This is a genomic window from Pseudomonas sp. Hp2, assembly GCF_006386585.1.
GTDB classification, from domain to species: Bacteria; Pseudomonadota; Gammaproteobacteria; order Xanthomonadales; family Xanthomonadaceae; genus Pseudomonas_S; species Pseudomonas_S boreopolis.
The window spans coordinates 199,246-215,467 of sequence record NZ_VAHJ01000001.1 but is presented as its reverse complement, the minus strand read 5'-3'; the positions used below and the strand labels follow the sequence as shown (position 1 = coordinate 215,467).

General features: G+C 69.3%; 13 protein-coding genes. 9 read left to right on the top strand and 4 right to left on the bottom strand.

The genetic code is table 11. The features are described from left to right. Positions 1 to 117: 117 nt before the first annotated feature. Positions 118 to 750: a uracil phosphoribosyltransferase gene (upp, locus tag FD678_RS00910; protein ID WP_140718734.1), complete on the bottom strand. Its 633-nt coding sequence runs from the start codon at positions 748 to 750 to the stop codon at positions 118 to 120. Between the two features lie 273 nt (positions 751 to 1,023). On the opposite strand from upp, the gene FD678_RS00905 reads away from it, so the two are divergent. The 4 genes from FD678_RS00905 to FD678_RS00890 all read left to right on the top strand — a co-directional run bounded on the left by FD678_RS00905 (position 1,024) and on the right by FD678_RS00890 (position 7,445). Continuing rightward, entirely contained in the window at positions 1,024 to 3,549 is a 2,526-nt protein-coding gene (locus FD678_RS00905; RefSeq protein WP_177497489.1) for a TonB-dependent receptor, read from the top strand. Next, complete coding sequence (locus FD678_RS00900; protein ID WP_218569407.1) at positions 3,549 to 4,709, top strand: phytase; 1,161 nt, start codon at positions 3,549 to 3,551, stop codon at positions 4,707 to 4,709. The genes FD678_RS00905 and FD678_RS00900 overlap by 1 nt, the downstream gene beginning before the upstream one ends. Beyond that, positions 4,706 to 6,076 carry a purple acid phosphatase family protein gene (locus FD678_RS00895; RefSeq protein ID WP_140718732.1) on the top strand — a complete coding sequence of 457 codons (1,371 nt, stop codon included), beginning with the start codon at positions 4,706 to 4,708 and terminating at the stop codon, positions 6,074 to 6,076. The genes FD678_RS00900 and FD678_RS00895 overlap by 4 nt, the downstream gene beginning before the upstream one ends. Before the next feature lie 748 nt (positions 6,077 to 6,824). Further along, complete coding sequence (locus tag FD678_RS00890; protein WP_140718731.1) at positions 6,825 to 7,445, top strand: inorganic diphosphatase; 621 nt, start codon at positions 6,825 to 6,827, stop codon at positions 7,443 to 7,445. A 19-nt stretch (positions 7,446 to 7,464) separates the two neighbouring features. Here the strand turns inward: FD678_RS00890 and FD678_RS00885 are convergent, their stop codons facing one another. From FD678_RS00885 to FD678_RS00875, 3 genes are all read right to left on the bottom strand, one after another. Continuing rightward, a complete protein-coding gene (locus FD678_RS00885) occupies positions 7,465 to 8,367 on the bottom strand; it encodes an alpha/beta fold hydrolase (protein WP_218569406.1) in 903 nt (300 codons plus the stop codon). A 47-nt stretch (positions 8,368 to 8,414) separates the two neighbouring features. After that, positions 8,415 to 9,020, bottom strand: coding sequence for a TetR/AcrR family transcriptional regulator (locus FD678_RS00880; protein WP_140718729.1), 606 nt, complete (start codon positions 9,018 to 9,020; stop codon positions 8,415 to 8,417). 90 nt (positions 9,021 to 9,110) lie between these two features. Beyond that, a complete protein-coding gene (locus FD678_RS00875) occupies positions 9,111 to 10,610 on the bottom strand; it encodes an aminotransferase class III-fold pyridoxal phosphate-dependent enzyme (protein WP_140718728.1) in 1,500 nt (499 codons plus the stop codon). A 167-nt stretch (positions 10,611 to 10,777) separates the two neighbouring features. Between FD678_RS00875 and FD678_RS00870 the strand changes: the two genes are divergently transcribed. From FD678_RS00870 to secD, 5 genes are all read left to right on the top strand, one after another. Then, entirely contained in the window at positions 10,778 to 11,209 is a 432-nt protein-coding gene (locus tag FD678_RS00870) for an Lrp/AsnC family transcriptional regulator (protein WP_140718727.1), read from the top strand. 251 nt (positions 11,210 to 11,460) lie between these two features. Continuing rightward, positions 11,461 to 12,513, top strand: coding sequence for a tRNA preQ1(34) S-adenosylmethionine ribosyltransferase-isomerase QueA (gene queA / locus FD678_RS00865; protein ID WP_140718726.1), 1,053 nt, complete (start codon positions 11,461 to 11,463; stop codon positions 12,511 to 12,513). A 63-nt stretch (positions 12,514 to 12,576) separates the two neighbouring features. After that, positions 12,577 to 13,716, top strand: a complete 1,140-nt coding sequence (gene tgt, locus FD678_RS00860) for a tRNA guanosine(34) transglycosylase Tgt (RefSeq protein WP_140718725.1) — start codon at positions 12,577 to 12,579, stop codon at positions 13,714 to 13,716. 240 nt (positions 13,717 to 13,956) lie between these two features. Further along, entirely contained in the window at positions 13,957 to 14,307 is a 351-nt protein-coding gene (yajC, locus tag FD678_RS00855; RefSeq protein WP_140718724.1) for a preprotein translocase subunit YajC, read from the top strand. Between the two features lie 58 nt (positions 14,308 to 14,365). Continuing rightward, positions 14,366 to 16,210, top strand: coding sequence for a protein translocase subunit SecD (gene secD, locus FD678_RS00850; RefSeq protein WP_140718723.1), 1,845 nt, complete (start codon positions 14,366 to 14,368; stop codon positions 16,208 to 16,210). The last annotated feature ends 12 nt before the right edge of the window (positions 16,211 to 16,222 follow it).

The following is a 16,222-nucleotide window of genomic DNA, read 5'->3' as shown; positions in this document are numbered from 1 at the left end:
CCGGCCCCCTGTCGGGACTGAAGTCCCTCCTGCGAAAAAGCAAAAAGCCGCGAAAAAGCCGCAAATCGCCTGATGGAGCCAAGCGCGGGCAAAGATGTTTTTCCCGGGCCTGCCGCTTCACTCCACCCGCGTACCGAAGATGCGGTCGCCCGCGTCGCCCAGGCCGGGCAGGATGTAGCCCTTCTCGTTGAGGCGCTCGTCGATGGCGGCGGTGTAGACCTCCACGTCCGGATGCGCGGCTTCCAGGGCCTTCAGGCCCTCCGGCGCCGCGACCAGGAAGATGCCCTTGATGCGGCGGGCGCCGGCGCGCTTGAGCATGTCGATGGTGGCGATCAGGGTGCCGCCGGTAGCCAGCATCGGGTCCAGGATCAGGGCGTCGCGCTCGGTCAGGCGGCCGGTCAGGCGTTCGAAGTAGGGCACCGGCTGCAAGGTTTCCTCGTCGCGCTGCAGGCCGACCACGCTGACGCGCGCGGCGGGGATCAGCGCCAGCACGCCCGGCAGCATGCCGAGGCCGGCGCGCAGGATCGGCACCAGGGTGATCTTGGCGCCGGCGATGCGCTGCACCTGGACCGGCCCGGCCCAGCCCTGCTGGGTGTGCGCTTCGGTGTCGAGGTCGGCGGTGGCCTCGTAGGCCAGCAGCGTGCCCAGCTCGGTCACCAGCTCGCGGAAGCCCTTGGTGCTCAGTTCCGCATCGCGCAGCAGGCCGATCTTGTGCTTCACGAGGGGATGGCGGACTTCGACGATCTTCATGGGGTTGTCTGGCGTGGGGGTGCGCACAGTGTGCCGCAGGCGCGCCTCCTGCCGCCAGCTGTCACCCGGGTGTCATCTAGGTGTGCCGCCGGGTGCCGGAAACGCCTCCTTTGTCGGAGCGGCGTCGGAACGGCGTTAAAAACACGTCGGAATGTCACTGGCATGAAACCTGTCGGAAATACGTTGCCTGCCCATCTTTTGTGAATCCGTCACAAGAGCAGCGCACATCCACGTGCGCGGGTCCTTTCTTTTACCGACATGGGGAATCCGGCAGTGCACACCAAGCATCCATTGTTCGTGGCGATCGCCCTCGGCCTGGCCGCGGCGGCCTCCGCCTCCACCGCGCAGGCCGCCACCGGGGCGGCGAGCGCCGCCGTGGACCTGGACCGCGTCGAGGTCCGGCCGCAGCTGGAGGCGCAGGCGCGCGCGGTGGACCTCAAGCGCGAGTCCGATGCGATCCTGGACGCGGTGTCGGCGGACGAGGTCGGCGACTATCCCGACCAGAACGTCGCCGAGTCGCTGCAACGCCTGCCGGGCGTCAGCGTCACCCGCGACCAAGGCGAAGGCCGCTTCGTGGTGGTGCGCGGCCTGGACGCGGCGCTCAACAGCGTCAGCGTCGACGGCATCGAGATCGGCACGCCCGAGAGCGACAACCGCGCCGCGCCGATGGACGTGATCCCGTCCGAGTCGACCGAGCGCCTGAAGGTGGTCAAGTCGCCGACGCCGGACATGCCGGGCGACTCCATCGGCGGCGCGATCCAGGTCGAGTCGGCCTCGGCGTTCGACCGCGACGGCCGCAGCATCCGCGCCAAGGTCGAGGCCAACCACCAGCAGCTCAGCGACAAGACCAGCCCCAAGGCCTCGTTCAACTACAGCGACCTGTTCGCCGACGATACCTTCGGCATTGCGCTGGGCCTGAACTACCAGGACCGCGAGTTCCAGTCCGACAACACCGAGGGCGAGTACGACGAGATCGACAACGGCGACCTGGTCATGGTCGAGCAGCAGCGCCGCAAGTACTACATCGACCGCAAGCGCATCGGCGCCAACCTCAACCTCGACTGGCGCCCGGACGCGGACAACCGCTATTACCTGCGCACGCTGTTCAGCAGCTTCGAGGATGCCGAGACCCGCCAGAACACGGTGATCTCGTTCGAGCCGGACGACATCGAGGCCAACGGCGACGGCACCTATTCGGCGCCGGTCGACAAGCTCTCCAAGCGGGTGCGCTACCGCACCAAGAAGCAGGACACGCTGGCGGCGAGCTTCGGCGGCGAGCATCGCCTGAGCGGCGCGGTGGTGGATTACCAGGCCGGCTACACCAAGACCCGCGAGCGCGTGAACGACGAGAAGGAAGCGCGCTTCAAGTACGACGGCGACGACCTGGATGCGGACATCGACCAGACCGGGCGGATGCCGGCCATCGGCCTGTCCAGCGACGAGTGGGTGTCCAACGACGGCTACAAGTTCGACAAGTTCGTGGTCGCGCCGGGCCGCACCGACGACGACGAGTACAGCGCCAAGGTCAACGTTCGCTTCGACGACGACAACGCCAGCTACAAGTTCGGCCTGCTCGGGCGCTGGCGCGACCGCGACGTGGACAAGAACGAGGCCGAGCTGTCGGAAGGGCCCAAGATCGACCTGGCCGACTGGACCGTGGCGCCGCCGTCGCACCGCGGCAACAGCCTCGGGCAGGCGCTCAGTTCCTCGGCGATGCGCCGCTACTGGGCGCAGTCCGGCGGCCTGTACAGCGCCGACGACGGCGACGTCGGCAGCAATGCGGTGAGCGCGCTGTCGGAGGACTACACCTCGCGCGAGGACATCCTGGCCGCCTATGCGATGGGGACCTGGGACATCGGCGCGCTGCGCGTGATCGCCGGCGTGCGCGTGGAGAACACCCGCTTCAACGCGACCGGCTACCGGATCGACGTGACCGAGGACGGCGAATCGTTCGCGGTAAGCCCGCTCGAGGCCAGCGCCAGCTACACCAACGTGCTGCCGGGCCTGCACCTGCGCTGGAACGGCGGCGACGACTGGGCGCTGCGCGCGGCGGTCAACAAGACCGTGTCGCGGCCCGGCTTCGGCCAGATCGCGCCGCACGCGGCGATCAACAACGACGACGAGGAAGTGTCGCTGGGCAACCCGAACCTCGATCCGTACGAGTCGACCAACGCCGACCTGTCGTTCGAGAAGTACATCGGCAAGAGCGGCATCGTCTCGCTGGGCCTGTTCCACAAGTCGATCGACGGCTACATCGTCGATACCGTCGTGGACAACGATCCGGCCTATGCCGGCTACGACGTGAGCATGGCCATCAACGGCAAGAGCGCCAAGGTGTACGGCGCGGAGTTCAACTGGCAGCAGCAGTTCGACTTCCTGCCGGAAGGCTGGAACGGGTTCCTGGCCGGCGCCAGCGGCACCTGGCTGCACACCGACTTCGACCCGGGCCTGGAAGGCCGCGAGGACGAGGACTTCCCCCTGCCGCGCGCTTCCAAGAACGTCTATACCGCGTTCCTGGGCTACGAGAAGAACGGCTTCTCGGCGCGCGCCTCGGCGGTGTACCGCAGCGAGTACCTGGACGAACTGGGCAAGGCCCGCGACTACGATATCTACGTGGCGCCCAACACCCAGCTCGACTTCAGCCTCAGCTACCAGGTCACCGACAACGTGCAGCTCTACTTCGACGCCTCCAACCTGCTCGACAAGCCGCTGGAACGCTACCAGGGCACGCGCTCGCACACGCAGCAGTACGAGGAATACGGCCGCACCTACGCGGTCGGCCTGCGGGTGAAGCTGTGATGGCGGCCGCTGCGATGCTGCGGCTGGGAACGCTTGCGCTGGCCTGCGGGCTGGTCGTCGCCTGCAAGGCGCCGTCGCCCGGGCCGGCGCAAGCGCCGACCGCCGCGCCGGCCGGCGATCGCGAGCCGGACGAGGCGGCCGGGAAGGATCCGTTGCTCGGCGAGGCCAAGGTCCCGCACCAGGTGGTGGCCGAGGCCTTCGTCACCGCGTCCGCGCCGGCCGACAACCTCGACTCGCCGGCCAGCTGGACCGCGCCGGACGGCAAGCGCTGGGTCATCACGACCGCCAAGAAGAGCGGCGAACTGGTGGTGTTCGACGGCGACAGCGGCGAACGCCTGCGCACCGTCGGCGGCAAGGGCGGCGCGGCGGGACAGCTGGACCGGCCCAACGGCGTGGCCGTGGTCGGCGACCGCGTGCTGGTGGTCGAGCGCGACAACCACCGCGTGCAGATGTTCTCGCTGCCGGACTTCGCCTCGGTGCTGACCTTCGGCGCCGACGACCTGGCCAAGCCCTACGGCCTGTGGGCGCGCGAGAAGGAGGGCGGCATCGAGGTCGTCGTCAGCGACAACTACATGCTGGGCGCCGACGAGAAGACCGTGCCGCCGCTGGCGGACCTCGGCCGCCGCTTCCGTCGCTACCAGTTGATGCCCGAGGGCAGGGGCTGGAAGGCCGCGCTGGTGCAGACCTTCGGCGACACCGGCGAAGCCGGCGCGATCCGCATCGCCGAATCGGTGTTCGGCGACCCCGCGCACGACCGGCTGCTGCTGGCCGAAGAGGACGTGGCGACCGGCACCCGGCTGCGCGAGTACGGGCTGGCCGACGGCAAGTACCGCGGTCGCGACATCGGCGCCGGCCTGTACAAGGCGCAGGCCGAGGGCATCGCCCTGCAGGCCTGCTCAGACGGCAGCGGCTACTGGATCGGCACCGACCAATTCAAGGACCGCAGCGTCTTCCACGTGTTCGACCGGCAGACGCTGGCGCACGTGGGCGCCTTCGCCGGCAAGGTCACCGCCAATACCGACGGCGTGTGGATGGACATGCGGGGCGATGCGCGCTTCCCGCAGGGCGTGTTCTACGCCGTGCACGACGACCAGGCGGTGGCGGCCTTCGACTGGCGCGACGTGGCCAAGGCGTTGAAGCTCAGGACCTGCGCGCAATGAGGCCGGTGCGCCAGGGAGGATGGGCGCGGTGGCTGCTGGTGCTGGTGCCGGTGCTCGGCCACGCCGCGCCGGCGGCCGAGCCGAACACGCAGGTGCCGCCGGGAAGCCGCCACTATGCCGCCAGCGGCTTTCCCGACCGCATCGTCGCATCGCCGGCGCAGGACGCCGCGCACGGCTTCGCGGTGATGTGGCGCACCGACGCGTCGGTGGACCGCCCGCAGCTGGAGCTCGTGCCGGCCGGCGATTCGCCGGACCTCGGCACGCCGCGCCGGATCGCCGCCACCACGGTCGGACTGCAGAGCGAGAACGGCGTGTCGCACCACCACCGCGCCGACGTGGACGGACTGCAACCGGACACGCTGTACGCCTACCGCGTGCAGGGCAACGGCACCTGGGGGCCGTGGGAACACTTCCGCACCGCCGCCGGCGCCGAGGCGCCGCTGACGCTGCTGTACTTCGGCGATACCCAGAACAAGAACCTGAGCCTGGTCTCGCGGGTGATCCGGCAGGCCTGGCGCAGCGCGCCGGACGCGCGGCTGGCGCTGTTCGCCGGCGACCTGGTCAGCGGCGGCGACGGAGTGGACGACAGCGAGTGGGGCGAGTGGTTCGAGGCCGGGCGCTGGCTGCTGGAAGGCACCGCGGTCGCGCCGGCCCCGGGCAACCACGAGTACCACGAGGAGTTCGAGGACACGCCGCAGGAGCGGCGCGTGCTCGGCGGGCACTGGCCGGTGGCGTTCGCCCTGCCGCGCAACGGGCCGGCGGAAACGCAGCGCACCAGCTACTGGTTCGACTACCAGGGCGTGCGCATCGCGGTGCTCGACGGCACGTCGGCGCTCGATCTCGGCACCGGCGCGGCGCAGGCCGCATGGCTGGACAAGGTGCTGGCCGGCAATCCGCTGCCGTGGTCGATCGTGCTGATCCACCAGCCGTTCTATTCGCCGCGCGCCGAGCGCGACAACGCCAGGCTGGTGGAGCAGGTATTGCCGGTGATCCGCAGGCACAAGGTCGACCTGGTGCTGCAGGGGCACGACCATACCTATGGCCGCCGCAGCGACGAGGGCAGCACGTCCACGCCGGTGTTCATCGTTTCGGTGGCCGGGCCCAAGCAGTACCGGTTGTCGGATTTCGCGCGCCGCACGATGAAGCCGGTGGGCGAGGACACCCAGCTCTACCAGGTGTTGCGCATCGATCCGCAGCGGCTGGCCTACGAGTCGCGGACCGCGACGGGGCGGCTCTACGATGCGTTCGAGCTGGTCCGCGAGGGCGCGGACAAGCGCCTGGTCGAGCACGAGGAAGGCCGCATCGCGCCGCGCGATTGTGCACGGCCGGTTTCGCCGAAGGGGCGGGCGGATCGGTGTTGGGAGTGAGTGGGGACGGTGTGGACTGCCCTGATCTGATTCTTTCCGCAGGAGGATTTCGGCACCGACGAGCTTTGCTGGTTTGCTGGCGGTGCTCGATAGTGAATAACGGAGCTGCTTTCCCTGCTCCCGTTTACGGGAGAAGGTGCCCGAAGGGCGGATGAGGGTGGCTTTGGCTTCTCTTTTTTGAAAGCAATAGCCAAAGTTTTCGCCTTGCGGCGAGTCACTTTTCTTTGCTTGTGCACGCGCGCCGCAGGAGCGGCGCCGCACGGCGAAGCCGGCCCGAAGGGCGCGGCACAAGGATGTGCCGCGTAAAGAAAAGTAACCCAAAGAAGCGCTTCACAGCAGCCGAACGGCTGATCAAGCACACCCCGCCTTCGCGCCCGCAGCTGCGCTGCGGGTTCGCGGTGCCGGCGGGATTTTTCGACGCGGCATCCTGTCGCGGCGAAAAACGACGTGCTCGTCCGCTACGCGGCCGAGTCCGGGGCATTCGCCGCGCGGCGAATGCCCGCCCGCCGGGGCGAAGCAGTGCTTCGCCTCTTCCGGCGAGCCCATGCACGTCGCCCTTCGGGTTTTTCCCGCCGTCTCCGCCGCTTCGGAGGGGCGCGCCGCAAGGAAAATGGGGGGGGCAGCAAAGATTGGCGCGCCGCCGCGCGAGGAGGTATTACCCTGCGCTGGGCAAATCACGAGCAACAGCAACAGCATCGGGACTGAAGTCCCTCCCACAGGTGAACAGCAATAGAGGCCGAGAGAAGCCATGAGCACATCCCATGTTTTGCGTCCGCTGTTGCTGGCCCTGGCGCTCGCCGCGCCTGCCGCATTGGCAGGTGACTTCATCCGCCATCCGTTCCTGGCCGCGCAGCCCAAGGCCGCACCGGAGGAGGTCAACCTGGCGGTGGAAATCCCCGCCGGCAGCTTCACCAAGTACGAGATCAACGAGGAAGGGCTGGTCTACGTCGATCGCTTCCAGTCGATGCCGGTGGCGTATCCGGCCAACTACGGGTCGATGCCGCGCACCCTGGCCGGGGACGGCGATCCGCTCGATGCGCTGGTGCTGACCCGCGAGCCGCTGCATCCGGGCGTGCTGATCCGCTTCCGCCCGATCGGCGTGCTGCGCATGATCGACAAGGGCGAGCGCGACGAGAAGATCGTCGGCGTGCCGACCGACAAGGTGGACCCGACCTATGCCGGCATCCGCGATCTGTCCGACCTGCCGAAGGTCGAGCGCGACCGCATCGAGGCGTTCTTCCGCGTCTACAAGGACCTGCCGGAAGGGCGCAACCCGGTCGAGCTGCGCGGCTTCGGCGACGCGGCGGAGGCCAAGGCGCTGGTCGCCGAGGCGATGCGGCGCTTCGAGGCGGCCGAGCCCGCACGCTGAGCCGCGGGTCGCCCGCTGCCTACGCGCCCAACGGGCGTTCCAGGAAATCCCGCAGCAGGCCGGCCAGCGCCCCTGGCTGTTCCTCGGGAACGTAGTGGCCGCAGTCGGCGATGGTCGCCGCTTCCACGTGCTCGAAGCAGGCGCGCAAGGGCGCGGCCATGTCGCGGATCGAGCCCTGGTCGGCACTGATCGCCAGCAGCGGCACGGCCAACTTGCCGGCGCGGGCGCGCTCGCGGTTCTGTTCGGCCGAACGCCCGGCGGCGCGGTAATAGCCCAGGCCGGCGCGCAGCGCGCCCATGCCGGCGAAGCCGCGCAGGTACTCGTCGATGTCCGCGGCGGAAAACGTGCCGGGATCGGCGGCCTTGCGCTTCAGGAACCACTCCAGATAGAGCCGTTCGCGCCCGGCCAGCAGCGCTTCGGGCAGGTCGGGCAGGGCATGGAAGGCGAAATGCCAGGTCTTCCAGGCGACTTCGGGCGCGCTCGGCAGCGCGTCCGGCAAGGTGGCGCCCGGAATGCCGGCATCGATCAACGCCAGCCGTTCCACGTCGGCGGCGAACATCCCCGCATAGGCATAGGCGACCCAGGCGCCGACGTCGTGGCCGACGACGGCGTGGCGCCCCCAGCCGAGCTTGCGCACCAGGGCGTGCAGTGCGTTCGCCAGGGCCGCGGTGTCGTAGCCCTCCAGCGGCCGGTCCGAGTCCCCCTGGCCGGGCAGGTCCGGCGCGAGCAGGCGATGATGCGGCGCGAGCAGCGGCAGCACGTGCCGCCACGCGTACCAGCTCTCCGGGAAGCCGGCCAGCAGCAGCAACGGCGGCGCGTCGGCGCGGCCGCCTTCGACGTAGTGCAGGCGCAGGCCGTCGACCAGCGCATGGCGATGGACGAAGCCCTCGGGGGTATGGGGATGGGAAGGTTGCGCGGACATGGGGATCTCCATTTTAGGAAACGTTAGTTTCCAAATTAGGCGAAAAATCAGTCGAGGATCTTCAGCGCCAGCCCGCGCAGGGCATCGCCGTGCAGCGGGTGTCCGGCCTTGCCGAGTACGCGCAGGCCGAGCAGGAACGCCAGCAGGGCCTGGGCCGCGTCGCCGGGAACGAGTCGCGAGGGAACCGAGCCATCGGCCTGGCCCTGGCGGACCAGCTCTTCCAGCTGCGCCTGGTTGCGCCGCAGCGCGTCGGCGACGATGGCCTGCATGGAGGTGTCCAGCGTGCGCGCCTCGGCGGCGCTGCCGGCGACCAGGCAGCCACGCAGGCCTTCGATCCCCTGCGAGAATTCCAGGTAGAAGTCGATCGTGGCCGCGATCCGCTCGCGGCCGCTGCGGCGGGTTTCGAGCCGTTGCCGCAAATCCGCGGCGCGCGCCTGGACATAGCGCTCGAAGGCTTCCAGGAACAGCGCGCGCTTGTCGCCGTAGGCCTTGTAGATGCTGCCGGTGGTCAATCCCATCGCCTGCCCGAGCAAGGCGATCGAGGCGCCGCCGTAGCCGCGCTCGCGGAAGACCTCGAGCGCGCGTTCCAGCGCCAGCTCGGAGTCGAACTCGCGCGGACGGCCGGGCAGGCGGGTGGAAGCGGCGGCAGGCATGCCCGGCATATTAGGAAATGGTCGTTTTCCAATCAAGCCGCTCCCGCCGGAGCGATGCCGGGCCGGCGCGGCCCGGCGCGTCCGTGCGGGTCAGGCCGCGGCGGCCTGCTCGCGCCGCGGTCCCTCGCGCAGGGCGCGGCCGATCATGCCGACCAGCAGGTCGAGCTCGGCGTCGTCCATCGCGAAGTGCGGGGTGAACCGCAGCGAGTTCTCGCCGCCGTGGATGACGTTGACGCCGTGGCGGCGCAGCCATTCCTCGGTCGAATCGGCGCCGTAGCACTTGAACTGCGGCGCCAGCTCGCAGGAGAACAGCAGGCCGGTGCCCTGGACCTTGGTGATCAGCCCGCCCAGCTCGCTCTTGAGCTGCTCCAGCTTGCGCACGGCCGCCTCGCCGCGCTCGCGGATGTTGGCGCGCACCTGCGGCGTGAGCAGGCCGAGCGTGGCGCAGGCCACGTCGAGCGCGCGCGGGTTGGTGGTCATGGTGTTGCCGTAGGTGCCCTTGCGATAGACCTGCGCGGTGGCCTCGGTGACCGCGAGCACCGAGAGCGGGTACTGCGCGGCGTTGAGGGCCTTGGAGTAGGTCTCCATGTCCGGCGCTTCCAACTGCTCGAAGCCGGGATAGTCCACCACCGACAGCACGCCATGCGCGCGCAGCCCGGCCTGGATCGAGTCGACCAGCAGCAGGCTGCCGTGGGCGCGGGTCAGCTCGCGCGCGGCGGCGTAGAACGCCGGCGGCAGCGCACGGCCGGGGTCGCCTTCGCCCATCACCGGCTCCAGGAACACCGCCTCGATGAACCAATGGTTGCGTTCGGCGTCGGCGAAGGCCTTGCGCAGCGCCTCCACGTCGTACGGGGCGATCACGATCAGGGAATCCTCGCCGCGATAGCTGGCGAGGTACTGCAGGTAGGTCTTGCGGCTGGAGTGCGAGTACAGCCCGGGCCGGTCGGTGCGGCCGTGGAAGCTGCCCTTGACCACCAGCCGCTTGATCGTGGCGCCGGCATGGCGCGCGCCCGGGTCGGTCTGCAGCTTGGCGTTGGTATCGACGATGCGCGCGGCCAGGCCCACCGCTTCCGAGCCGGAGTTGAGGCACATGAAGCGCGCGTACGGGCAGCCGCCGGCGCGGGTCTGGCCGATCTCGCGGCGCAGCACCGCATCGAAGCGCCGCTGCGACAGGCTCGGCGTCATCACGTTGGCCATGACCTGCGGGCGCGCCATCGCCTCCAGCACCGCTTCCGGGGTATGGCCGAAGCCGAGCATGCCGTAGCCGCCGGCGTCGTAGAGGACGGCGCCCTTCAAGGTCACCACCCAGGGGCCGCGCGCCGCCAGGGCGATGTACGGGGTCACGCAGTCGTCGGCGTAGAAGTTGACGAAGCCGCCCTGGACCGCCTCGATCTGGCGCCGTTCGTCCAGGTCCAGCAGGTCGGCGAACTCGTCCTTTAGGCGGGCGTACTCGGCGGCGGCCGCCTCCAGGGCCTGGCGCAGCGCCGGGTGCGAGGCGGCCAGGCGTTCGACCGTGGCGTCGTCCAGGCCATCGGTGAGGCGGCTGCCGGCGTGGGCGCGCAACGGGGCGAGGGTGTCGATCAGGGACATGCGGCTCTCCGGGTTGTGGCGGATTTCGGTTCCCCCGGACGCGCGCCGGATGGGCGGGTTCGACGGGGGACTTGTCTAATGTAGAGGGAGGGACTCGTCGTTTGGCAGCTATGATCCGTGCATAATCCCGGAATGTTTCGTCGTTTCGACGAAGGAGGCTGGCGAAAATGAAACTCACGGCGGCCGACGAGGCCTTGCTTGCCCTGCTGCGCGAGGACGCCCGCGCTTCCACCGCGCAGATCGCGCGCCGGCTCGGGGTGTCGCGCACCACGGTGCAGAGCCGGATCGAGAAGCTGGAGCGCCAGGGCACCATCCGCGGCTACACCGTGCGGGTGGACGATGCGGTGGAGCAGGCCTACATCCGCGCCCACATCATGATCACCGTGCTGCCCAAGCACATGCCGCAGGTGGTGAAGGCGCTGCAGGCCATCCCCGAGGTGCGCGAACTGCACTCGGTCAGCGGCCCGTTCGACCTGGTGGCGCTCGGCGCGGCACCGACCGTGAGCGAAATGGACGTGCTGACCGACCGCATCGGTGCGCTCGATGGCGTGGAGCGCACCACGTCGGCGATCGTGCTGTCGACCAAGTTCGCGCGGTGAGTGGGGCCGGGTCTCGGAGGACACGGAGCCCGGAACACGGGGGAACGGGGGCACGGAAAGCCTGTTCCGGCGGGAGGCCCGCTGTGGGACGGGCTTCGGTACCGGCCCACTGCCGGGACTGAAGTCCCTCCTGCAGGAATCCATGTCGCCTGGCAAGCGACCGGGACCGAGGCGCTTGCCCGAGTCCCCGGTCCCGGCTCCCGAGCCCCGGCCGCTACAATGCCACCCCCGAAAGCTCCCTGCCCCTTGCGTTGAAGAAGTCCGATTTCCGCTACGAACTGCCCGAAGAACTGATCGCCCAGGCCCCATTGGCCGAGCGCTCCGCCAGCCGGTTGCTGGTGGTTCCGCCGGCGCCGGCGGCGCTGGACGACCGCCACGTGCGCGATCTGCCGGAGCTGCTGAATCCCGGCGACCTGCTGATCTTCAACGACACCCGGGTGATCCCGGCCCGGCTGTTCGGCCACAAGGCCAGCGGCGGGCGGGTCGAGATCCTGATCGAGCGCCTGCTCGGCGCGCAGCAGGCGCGGGCGCAGATCGGCGCGAGCAAGTCGCCCAAGGCCGGCAGCCGGATCGCGCTCGATGCCGGCGGCGAGGCCGAGGTGCTGGGCCGCGACGGCGAGTTCTACGTGCTGCGCTTCGAGGTGGCGGAGCCGCTGGAACAGTGGCTGTTGCACGCCGGGCGCCTGCCGCTGCCGCCGTACATCCGCCGCGAACCCGGCTTGGACGACCGCGAGCGCTACCAGACCGTGTTCGCCCGGGAGGTCGGCGCGGTGGCCGCGCCGACCGCGGGCCTGCATTTCGACGAGCCGCTGCTGGAACGCCTGCGCGAGCGCGGCGTCGAGTTCGGCCACGTCACCCTGCACGTCGGCGCCGGCACGTTCCAGCCGGTGCGGGTGGAATCGCTCGACCAGCACGTCATGCACCGCGAATGGCTCAACGTCGGCGCCGAGGTGGTGGAGCAGGTGCGCCGCACCCGCGCTCGCGGCGGGCGGGTGATCGCGGTGGGCACGACCGTAGTGCGCTCGCTGGAGAGCGCGATGCGCGATGGCGAGCTGCAGCCGTTCGCCGGCGAGACCCAGATCTTCATCATCCCGGGCTATCGCATCCGCAGCGTCGATGCGATGGTGACCAACTTCCACCTGCCCGAGAGCACGCTGTTGATGATGGTCTCGGCCTTCGCCGGCCGCGAACGCATCTTCGAGGCTTACCGCCACGCGGTCGAGCAGCGCTACCGCTTCTTCAGCTATGGCGACGCGATGCTGCTGTGGGGTGGGGATTCGGGATCGGGGATTCGGGATTCGTAGAAGCGATTCCGATCCCCCGCCTTTGCGAATCCCCAATCCCGAATCCCCAATTCCGGCCTTCCAATGTCCCGACTCCAGTTCCAACTCCAGGCCACCGACGGCAACGCCCGACGCGGCCAACTGACGTTCCCGCGCGGCACCGTGCAGACCCCGGCCTTCATGCCGGTCGGCACCTACGGCTCGGTCAAGGGCGTGCTGCCCGGGCAGCTGCGCGAGCTGGGCGCCGAGATCATCCTCGGCAACACCTTCCACCTGTACCTGCGCCCGGGTTTGGACGTGATCGGCGACCACGGCGGGCTGCACGGCTTCTGCAAGTGGGACGGCCCGATCCTCACCGACTCCGGCGGGTTCCAGGTGTTCTCGCTGGCGCACCGGCGCAAGATCACCGAGGAAGGCGTCACCTTCGCCGCCCCGACCGACGGCTCCCGGGTGTTCCTGGGCCCGGAGGAGAGCATGCGGATCCAGAAGGTGCTGGACTCGGACATCGTGATGATCTTCGACGAATGCACGCCGTACCCGGCCACGGAGGAGGTCGCGCGGCGCTCGATGGAGTTGAGCCTGCGCTGGGCCAAGCGGTCCCGGCAGGCCCACGATGCGCTCGGCAACGACGCGGCGCTGTTCGGCATCGTCCAGGGCGGCGTCCATGCCGGGCTGCGCAGCCGGTCGGCCGAGGGCTTGCAGGCGATCGGTTTCGACGGCTACGCGATCGGCGGGCTGGCGGTGGGCGAGCCCGAGCACGAGCGCAACGCGATGCTCGACCACATGCATCCGATCCTGCCGGCCGACCGGCCGCGCTACCTCATGGGCGTGGGGCGGCCCGAGGACCTGGTCGAGGGCGTGGCGCGGGGCGTGGACATGTTCGACTGCGTGATGCCCACCCGCAACGCCCGCAACGGCCATTACTTCACCTCGTTCGGCACCGTGCGCATCCGCAACGCACGCTACGAGCGCGACCAGGACCCGATCGAGCCCGGCTGTGGCTGCTACGCATGCCGCACCGGCTACACCCGCAGCTACCTGCGCCACCTGGACCGCTGCAACGAGATGCTGGCGCCGATGCTCGGCACCCTGCACAACCTCTGGTACTACGAGAAGCTGATGGCCGACATGCGCGCGGCGATCGCGGCGGGAACCTTTGCCGAGTTCCGGCGGTCCTTCTATGCGGCCAGAGGAGCGGTGACGCCGTCGCTCGGGGGGGAATGACCGGTCGTCGTCCCCGCGAGCGGGGACCCAGCGACTTGGGGCTTTGCCGCGGCAGGGCACTGGATCCCCGCGGGACGATGGCCGGGGCCCTCAAGCTGTCTCCCTGGCAGGGATACGCGGGTCCCGAGAGGGCTTGCATAAACCCATGGCATACTTCGCGGCTGACCTCCGCCCCGGCGGGGACCACAACGGCCGGCACGCCCCCGGGCAGGCCGGCAACCAACGATAGGAAGCAACCTGATGAACCTGCTCGATTTCCTGATCCCCGCCGCCCAGGCGCAGACCGCTGGTGGTGCGCCGGCCCAGGGCTCCATGGGGCTCACCACGCTGCTGTTCCCGATCATCCTGATCGCGGTGATGTACTTCCTGATGATCCGCCCGCAGATGAAGCGGCAGAAGGAGCACAAGGCCATGCTGGACAAGCTGTCCCGCGGCGACGAAGTCATCACCAACGGCGGCATCGCCGGCATCGTCAGCGATATCGGCGACAACTTCGTCACCGTCGAGGTGGCCGACAACGTGCGCGTGCGCGTGCAGAAGGGCGCCATCGGCCACGTGCTGCCGAAGGGCACGCTGAAGTCCGCCAACTGATCGATCCTCACCCAACGCTAGGCGCGGCGCCGGGAAGGCGCCGCGCGGGACCGTCGCAATGCTCGAATTTCCCCGCTGGAAATATTTCCTGATCCTGGTCGTGCTGGTGCTGAGCACGCTGTACGCGCTGCCCAACGTCTACCAGAAGGACCCGTCCGTGCAGATCACCGCCAACCGCGGCGGGCAGATCGACGATGCGTTGCGCGAGCGCGTGAGCGCCGACTTGGCCGCGGCCGGCATCGCGCCGAAGTCCGTGGCCAAGGAAGGCGACAGCCTGATCGTGCGGCTGCCGTCGCTGGAGGCGCAGACCCGCGCCAACGACGTGCTGCGGCAGAAGACCGGCGAGAACTACACGGTCGCGCTCAACCTGGCCTCGACCGTGCCGGACTGGCTGGCCAGGCTGGGCGGCAAGCCCATGGTGCTCGGCCTGGACCTGGTCGGCGGCGTGCACTTCGCGCTGCAGGTCGACCAGAAGGCCGCGCTGGACAAGCGCCTGGACGGCTTCGCCGAGGACATCCGCACCACGCTGCGCGATGCCCGCATCGTCTACCGCAGCGTCGACCGCCGTGCCGACAACAGCATCCAGGTGCAACTGGGCGAGGGCGCCGACGCGGACGCCGCGCGCGCCGCGCTGGCCAAGGCGCAGCCGACCCTGAACTACGCGGTCTCCGGCAACGCCATCGCGGTGACCGTGCCGCAGGCGGAGCTGCAGCAGATCGCCAGCGGCGCGATCGAGCAGAACCTGACCACGCTGCGCAACCGCGTCAACGAGCTGGGCGTGGCCGAGCCGATCATCCAGCGTCAGGGCGAGGACCGCATCGTGGTCGAGCTGCCGGGCGTGCAGGACACCGCCGAGGCCAAGCGCCTGATCGGCGCCACCGCCACGCTGGAGTTCCGCGGCGTGGTCGACGGCAACGCCGAGGACGCGGTGCGCACCGGCAACATCCCGCCGGAAGCCAAGGTCTACCGCCTGCGCGACAGCGGCGCGCCGGTGCTGCTGAGCAAGCGCGTGCTGGTCTCGGGCGACCAGATGGTCAACGCGACCGTCGGTACCGACCAGAACGGACTGCCGGCGGTCAGCGTCACCCTCAACAACTTCGCCGGCCAGCGCATGTTCGACTACACCAGCGCCAACGTCGGCAAGCTGATGTCGGTGGTCTATATCGAGCGCATCCCGACCGTGACGATGGTCGACGGCAAGGAAGTGCGCAGCGTCCGGGTCAAGGAAGAGGCGCTGGCGCCGACCCGCATCGCCGGCGTGTTCGGCAAGAACTTCCAGACCACCGGCCTGGAGAAGACCGAGGCCGAGAACCTGGCCAAGCTGCTGCGCGCCGGCTCGCTGGCCGCGCCGATGGATTTCGTCGAGGAATACGTGATCGGCCCGAGCCTGGGCGCGGAGAACGTCGAGCGCGGCATCCAGGCGGTGGTGTTCTCGTTCCTGTTCACGCTGGTGTTCTTCACCGTCTACTACCGCGTGTTCGGCGCGATCACCTCGGTGGCGCTGCTGTTCAACCTGCTGATCGTGGTCTCGGTGATGTCGCTGTTCGGCGCGACGATGACGCTGCCGGGCTTCGCCGGCCTGGCGCTGTCGGTGGGCCTGTCGGTGGACGCCAACGTGCTGATCAACGAGCGCATCCGCGAGGAACTGCGACACGGCATGCCGCCCAAGTCGGCGATCGTGGCCGGCTACGACAAGGCCGGAGGCACCATCCTCGACGCCAACCTGACCGGCCTGATCGTCGGCGTGGCGCTGTACGCGTTCGGCACCGGTCCGCTGAAGGGCTTCGCGCTGACCATGATCATCGGCATCTTCGCCTCGATGTTCACCGCGATCACCGTGTCGCGCGCGCTGGCGACGCTGATCTACAGCCGTCGCAAGAAGCTCAAGACCGTTGCTATCTGATGCGAGTGCATC

What these genes read in the sequence shown, in the direction of transcription:
- secD (WP_140718723.1), top strand. Translation starts at nt 14,366, where the DNA reads ATGCTCGAATTTCCCCGCTGGAAATATTTCCTGATCCTGGTCGTGCTG.
- FD678_RS00880 (WP_140718729.1), bottom strand. Translation starts at nt 9,020, where the DNA reads ATGCCTGCCGCCGCTTCCACCCGCCTGCCCGGCCGTCCGCGCGAGTTC.
- FD678_RS00870 (WP_140718727.1), top strand. Translation starts at nt 10,778, where the DNA reads ATGAAACTCACGGCGGCCGACGAGGCCTTGCTTGCCCTGCTGCGCGAG.
- tgt (WP_140718725.1), top strand. Translation starts at nt 12,577, where the DNA reads ATGTCCCGACTCCAGTTCCAACTCCAGGCCACCGACGGCAACGCCCGA.
- FD678_RS00885 (WP_218569406.1), bottom strand. Translation starts at nt 8,367, where the DNA reads ATGTCCGCGCAACCTTCCCATCCCCATACCCCCGAGGGCTTCGTCCAT.
- FD678_RS00900 (WP_218569407.1), top strand. Translation starts at nt 3,549, where the DNA reads ATGGCGGCCGCTGCGATGCTGCGGCTGGGAACGCTTGCGCTGGCCTGC.
- upp (WP_140718734.1), bottom strand. Translation starts at nt 750, where the DNA reads ATGAAGATCGTCGAAGTCCGCCATCCCCTCGTGAAGCACAAGATCGGC.
- FD678_RS00895 (WP_140718732.1), top strand. Translation starts at nt 4,706, where the DNA reads ATGAGGCCGGTGCGCCAGGGAGGATGGGCGCGGTGGCTGCTGGTGCTG.
- yajC (WP_140718724.1), top strand. Translation starts at nt 13,957, where the DNA reads ATGAACCTGCTCGATTTCCTGATCCCCGCCGCCCAGGCGCAGACCGCT.
- FD678_RS00890 (WP_140718731.1), top strand. Translation starts at nt 6,825, where the DNA reads ATGAGCACATCCCATGTTTTGCGTCCGCTGTTGCTGGCCCTGGCGCTC.
- FD678_RS00875 (WP_140718728.1), bottom strand. Translation starts at nt 10,610, where the DNA reads ATGTCCCTGATCGACACCCTCGCCCCGTTGCGCGCCCACGCCGGCAGC.